The 4,792-nt window shown below is 30.8% G+C and carries 8 protein-coding genes and 1 pseudogene; 3 read left to right on the top strand and 6 right to left on the bottom strand.

The features are described 5' to 3' along the window. Positions 1–307: 307 nt before the first annotated feature. The 3 genes from B806_RS0118070 to B806_RS0118060 all read right to left on the bottom strand — a co-directional run bounded on the left by B806_RS0118070 (position 308) and on the right by B806_RS0118060 (position 1,427). Positions 308–496, bottom strand: a complete 189-nt coding sequence (locus tag B806_RS0118070) for a hypothetical protein (RefSeq protein WP_075382782.1) — start codon at positions 494–496, stop codon at positions 308–310. Between the two features lie 170 nt (positions 497–666). Then, a complete protein-coding gene (locus tag B806_RS0118065) occupies positions 667–876 on the bottom strand; it encodes a cold-shock protein (protein ID WP_014206275.1) in 210 nt (69 codons plus the stop codon). Positions 877–1,106: 230 nt separating this feature from the next. After that, positions 1,107–1,427, bottom strand: coding sequence for a hypothetical protein (locus B806_RS0118060; RefSeq protein WP_017403315.1), 321 nt, complete (start codon positions 1,425–1,427; stop codon positions 1,107–1,109). Positions 1,428–1,810: 383 nt separating this feature from the next. Here B806_RS0118060 and B806_RS19675 point away from each other — a divergent pair, with 383 nt between their 5' ends. From B806_RS19675 to B806_RS19975, 3 genes are all read left to right on the top strand, one after another. Further along, entirely contained in the window at positions 1,811–1,963 is a 153-nt protein-coding gene (locus B806_RS19675; protein WP_001279164.1) for a hypothetical protein, read from the top strand. Between the two features lie 176 nt (positions 1,964–2,139). Beyond that, the gene (locus tag B806_RS19825; RefSeq protein ID WP_107908818.1) at positions 2,140–2,256 is read left to right on the top strand and encodes a hypothetical protein; all 117 of its coding nucleotides are present in this window, start codon (positions 2,140–2,142) and stop codon (positions 2,254–2,256) included. Between the two features lie 340 nt (positions 2,257–2,596). Continuing rightward, a complete protein-coding gene (locus B806_RS19975) occupies positions 2,597–2,830 on the top strand; it encodes a hypothetical protein (protein WP_031944712.1) in 234 nt (77 codons plus the stop codon). Positions 2,831–2,852: 22 nt separating this feature from the next. On the opposite strand, the pseudogene B806_RS20135 reads toward B806_RS19975, so the two are convergent. The 3 genes and pseudogenes from B806_RS20135 to B806_RS0118035 form a co-directional block, all read right to left on the bottom strand. Then, positions 2,853–2,951: pseudogene (locus B806_RS20135) on the bottom strand (aminotransferase); the annotation flags it as partial. Positions 2,952–2,988: 37 nt separating this feature from the next. Next, positions 2,989–3,615 (bottom strand): hypothetical protein, encoded by a 627-nt coding sequence (locus B806_RS0118040; protein ID WP_017403313.1) that lies wholly within the window; start codon positions 3,613–3,615, stop codon positions 2,989–2,991. A gap of 198 nt (positions 3,616–3,813) precedes the next feature. Further along, positions 3,814–4,674 carry an EamA family transporter gene (locus B806_RS0118035; RefSeq protein ID WP_017403312.1) on the bottom strand — a complete coding sequence of 287 codons (861 nt, stop codon included), beginning with the start codon at positions 4,672–4,674 and terminating at the stop codon, positions 3,814–3,816. Positions 4,675–4,792: the final 118 nt, after the last annotated feature.

Genomic DNA, 4,792 nt, shown 5'->3' with positions numbered 1-4,792 from the left:
TAACTGTCCAACTTTATGGGGTCAGATCATCCTACCGCTACGGGAGGGAACGAGGAGTTTACACATAAGAGTATCCCTCAGACGGAATAACTCTGATGCGATCTTTCATCTCGGTCTGCTAAAACCGACTGGCAATGTGGCCAGCAGGCAAAGGATAAGCTTCACATTTATTGCAGTCAAGCACACAAAATGACATTTGTTTTAAAATAGATCATTAAAAAAGTAAGGCTAAATAATAAATAAGTTATTGTTAAATTGGGGTTTATAAAGAGGTGTTTTAGTTACTTAAAGTAGAGGTTGGAATTCACTAACGACTATATAGCGGATCTTCCTCAACAAAAAATACCTCACCCGATGAAGGTAAAACCCATTGATAAGTTCCTTCTATTTTCTGCATTTTTTCTTTAAACGTATTATATATTGCTACAAGGTTATGTTTTTCATCATATTCCCCTACATAGCCATGTTCCTTTTCTTCATGAAAATCTCTAAACATTTTATGTAATTTTACGGCTCTAAGTTCCATCTCATTTGTTCTTTTTATTATTAATATAATTATTATGATCTCTTTTTTTACTTTAAATATCAGAAAAATGTACCAAATTATATCCTATTGATATATCAAATAAAAAAAGCACCTAAGATGCTTTTTTTATTTTTAAAATATTATTGGGCAATAATATTAGTAGCTGTAAGACCTTTTTGTCCTTGAGCTATATTAAAACTAACACGTTGACCTTCATATAAGGTTTTAAACCCAGAGCTACTGATTTCTTTAAAATGTGCAAAAACGTCTGGGCCTGTATCTTGTTGAATAAAACCAAAACCTTTAGTTTCATTAAACCATTTCACTGTACCGATTGCTGTATTAGACATAATATATCCTTTGATTTTTAATAATATAAAGCCACATTTCATGACTCATTAAACTTTGAAAAAATAATAACGAATTGAGTTTAAGATCTTAAAAAAACGAAGGATTATGAATAAAACTACGATACTAAAAGAGGATTTACTAATAAGTCTTTTTTTCTAGTTAAATTGAGTATACGCCAAATAAATATTTATACAACACATTTAAAAAATATTTATTTTCGTACCGTTATTTAAAAATAATAACTCCTAGATACAGAAATACTTTTCACAAAACCCGCCAACCAAAGAATAAATTCATGTTCATTATCAAAATTAGGGAGAAGACTTAAATCAATTTTAACAATACGCTCTTTCATTGGCCTATTTAAACAACTTTCAAAATCAATAATAGGATATTTTAATTGTAAATTGTTTATAGCTGCTTCTTTTTTAATTTCAATTAACAGTCTATTTAGACAGTCAATTAAATCCTTAGATGACTGATTTTTAAAGTGAATATTATTGTAAACACTTTCAGCCACATCAAAATATTTTTTCATTTCAGCATCCATATTTCCCTCATTTTTTTGTTAATTTGACTGAGTATGCATGTAAAACTGTATTTTTATGTTGTATAAATATATTTATATACCTGCCCAATTAATTTAATAAAATATTATTTTCAATTAAGCGTGTTAAATAATATATTTAAGTAAGACATAATTATTAAAAAACTTTAAAAAACAATAGATATTCCGTTATATGTTAACTCTTGTATTTAGTTAAAATACCCTTCTACTTATATATCAACAGCCTATTTGGTTCAAAGAAACATTATGTCGAGAATTAAACACTTTTAGGCACATATCTCTACATAGAGTTCCTACAATTACTGCAATGTAAGGGAATTAAAGGCCTACCATAAAACTTCCTTACTATTATTAAGAAGTTTAAAATGTCTGATTTCAAAGAATTTTCAAAAAAAACCACACAAAACCAAAATGATTCTAATGCGCAACCTGATGAGGATAAAACTGAAAAACCTGTACAATCGCCTGAAGAAGAAAATAATCCTACAGAAAATAATAATGAAGAAAAAAAGGAATAAAATAATTGATAGCTCAAAAGCTCTATATTAAATAGAGCTTTTGTTTAACATTATATTAATTAATAACATTTTATTCAAAATTTTCTAAATTGAATCTAAAAATACACTACTACATATATTTATTTTAACTTAAACAAGTTCCAATCTTTTATTTAATATTAATTCAACTCTTCTTTGTGCATCGCAAAAATCAATCTCTTCACTTATCCAAAATGTATGAAGCTGCCCATGTAGATGAAAATGCTCTTTATTATATTCAGAGCCATGATCAGAATAATGACTATCTACTCTGAAATGATTTTGATCGTCTTTTCTTTTTTTCCCATCAAGTATACCGCCAATACAGATATCCATTTTAATGCCAATAATTAATCGAAATTGACTATAACACATAGTGCACTGTGGCTTTAAAAAGAGTTGTTAATATTATATTTACAGCGTCATAAAAAAATCATAATTTCAGCATATCTCCTTAAATTTAAAGAGAATAAATATATATTTTGCATATCTAAAATAATTTGATATGTAATATGAATATTGATTTATCTAAAATTTATAACATTTTCAAAATAATTCTTCTTACCGTAGATAAATCACTATATGCTGCATACACCTCTTACAGAAATTTTTCTAATGTCACAGCAGACTCTGCTACAAGAACTGAACTCCAGAATCGACTATTACTCTACAAGAACAGACTATCCACTACGAAGAATTTTGATAGGTTACCGAACATATGCAAAATTGATGTTATGTTCAGCTTTTTCAGATGAAGTTATAAATTCTGCAATTGATCCCAATAAACGAAAATATAAGAAGTTAAAAATTAAAGTCACCAAAGATGACGACCAACTCGACCTTGAATGAATCAATCTAACTAACAAATGAACATTTCCTTATGCTTATTTAGCGCTTCAATGACCGCAAAATGACAATGACCAATGCCGGCAATATTGTTGTAAACATCTAGATAGTGATGCCCTACTGCTGCCGCATTGAACCCAGAAAATAATTTGCTCTTAAACTTATTTTTTCACAGGAAGTAGTAAAACAGGGTCTTCAATATCGTAACCAGTTTCTTCTGGAACCCCCAGATATTTAACGACAACCAACCTCTTATTGTGTTTAGGCACGCTATAATTTTGGGAAATTTTTATTGCTTTGGTGTAATGAACCGCAACATGGTTCTTACTTTGTAAGGACGGCGATTTTACAACATATTCTGTTTTATATTGCGTGATCTTTCCTGAAGGATCAAACCAAGACGATACTTGCTTCTGATGAGTTTTTAATGTTTGAATTTTTACGGTCTTACTATTACTTACGACTAATGGGGTTAAATTCTTTTTAATTTTATTTAGAGCTTTATCAAATACTCTACTATCTTGATCATAATCAATCTTATGTGTTTTTGGATTGATATAGAGAGATTTAACTTCAATCAGTTTATCAGGCGATTTACTATTTAATAGATAATAATAGAGTTGTGGTAGACGCCCTCGACCATCTTCGTAATGTCGTAATACATAAAGTTTCTTCTCTTTTTGCTGATAGCCCAATACTTCAATTTTTTGTCCACCACCGACTGTCGCATAACTATGTGCGGATAAAGTAAGAATGGAGCTAAAAGTTAAAAATTTTAGAAATTTCATGAGTTCATATCCTTGTGATCCATTAACTATATTGTATAAATATCAATCAGATTAAAATGATACTTGAGTAAGTATTACTTGCTGTTTTTATATTCTTTTGTACACAAACTGCCTTTCTAAGGGGGCTCTATTTATTATTTCTCTCCCCTCAAATGACTCATCTAGCTTTTAGACCAAAGTCATCATAAATGAATGGTCTTATGCTGTATTACGTTTATAGGAGAAATAAGAACATCCCGCACACGACGCCATAATAATTGTTATTCCAAAGATCTGAAAACTGTTTAATCGTTCACCTAAAATCAGCCATCCAGCCAAAGCACTCACCGCTGGTGATGCACTCAATAAAATTCCAAAAACGCGTGGATGCAGTTTTTTCATCGCAATCATATCTAATATGAAAGGAATCGCACTCGCTAGCATCGCCATGAGTAAACATGTAAAAAGAATCTTATAACTATCAAAAATATGGACAATGTGAGATGCCCCTAAAGGCGTTGCAAACAAAGCTGCCAAGAACATTCCAGTCGCAACAGAACTTCCACCACCTTTTGCAACTTTAGAGCCGTAAATAATATATAGCCCCCAACCTACTGCCGCCACTAGAGCATACGTCATACCAATAAAACTAAAATTATTGTTTGAATTACCCATGGGTAAAAGAAGCAAACCAATAAGAGATAATGCTCCCCAAAAATAATCTAATTTATTTTTAGACATTAAAATAGCAACCGTAAGTGGTCCCAACACTTCAATGGAAATCGCGATCCCCACAGACATATAAGAAAATGCTTTATAAATTAAAGTATTCATTAAAGTGAGGATGGCCCCATAAATAATTAGATTTTTCCAATTGGTCTGTCTGCTCCAGTCTCTCCAAGGTTTATAAACAATCCATAAGAAACATGCTGCTAAAGCAAGTCGAGTTAAGGTCACTCCTTCTGCACTAAGAATTGGAAAAAGGGCTTTTCCTATTGATGCACCTATTTGCACAGAAACTAAAGATAGAAATGCTGCGGCAAATGCCATGCCTTGCTTGGAGTTTGTCTCAATCATCATATTTACCGCTCTGGGAATGATTGAAATTTTAATTCTATATAATCAATATATTTCTTCTATTTCCTGATCCTAGACAGTATCGTGGACAACAAATCCCTCTAAATTCTTAAAATATTTC

The organism is Acinetobacter sp. TG2027 (assembly GCF_000302435.1).
Lineage (GTDB): Bacteria > Pseudomonadota > Gammaproteobacteria > Pseudomonadales > Moraxellaceae > Acinetobacter > Acinetobacter pittii.
This window is presented reverse-complemented; position numbering and strand designations above follow the sequence as displayed.

What these genes read in the sequence shown, in the direction of transcription:
- B806_RS0118070 (WP_075382782.1), bottom strand. Translation starts at nt 496, where the DNA reads ATGTTTAGAGATTTTCATGAAGAAAAGGAACATGGCTATGTAGGGGAA.
- B806_RS0118035 (WP_017403312.1), bottom strand. Translation starts at nt 4,674, where the DNA reads ATGATGATTGAGACAAACTCCAAGCAAGGCATGGCATTTGCCGCAGCA.
- B806_RS0118065 (WP_014206275.1), bottom strand. Translation starts at nt 876, where the DNA reads ATGTCTAATACAGCAATCGGTACAGTGAAATGGTTTAATGAAACTAAA.
- B806_RS0118040 (WP_017403313.1), bottom strand. Translation starts at nt 3,615, where the DNA reads ATGAAATTTCTAAAATTTTTAACTTTTAGCTCCATTCTTACTTTATCC.
- B806_RS0118060 (WP_017403315.1), bottom strand. Translation starts at nt 1,427, where the DNA reads ATGGATGCTGAAATGAAAAAATATTTTGATGTGGCTGAAAGTGTTTAC.
- B806_RS19975 (WP_031944712.1), top strand. Translation starts at nt 2,597, where the DNA reads ATGTCACAGCAGACTCTGCTACAAGAACTGAACTCCAGAATCGACTAT.
- B806_RS19675 (WP_001279164.1), top strand. Translation starts at nt 1,811, where the DNA reads ATGTCTGATTTCAAAGAATTTTCAAAAAAAACCACACAAAACCAAAAT.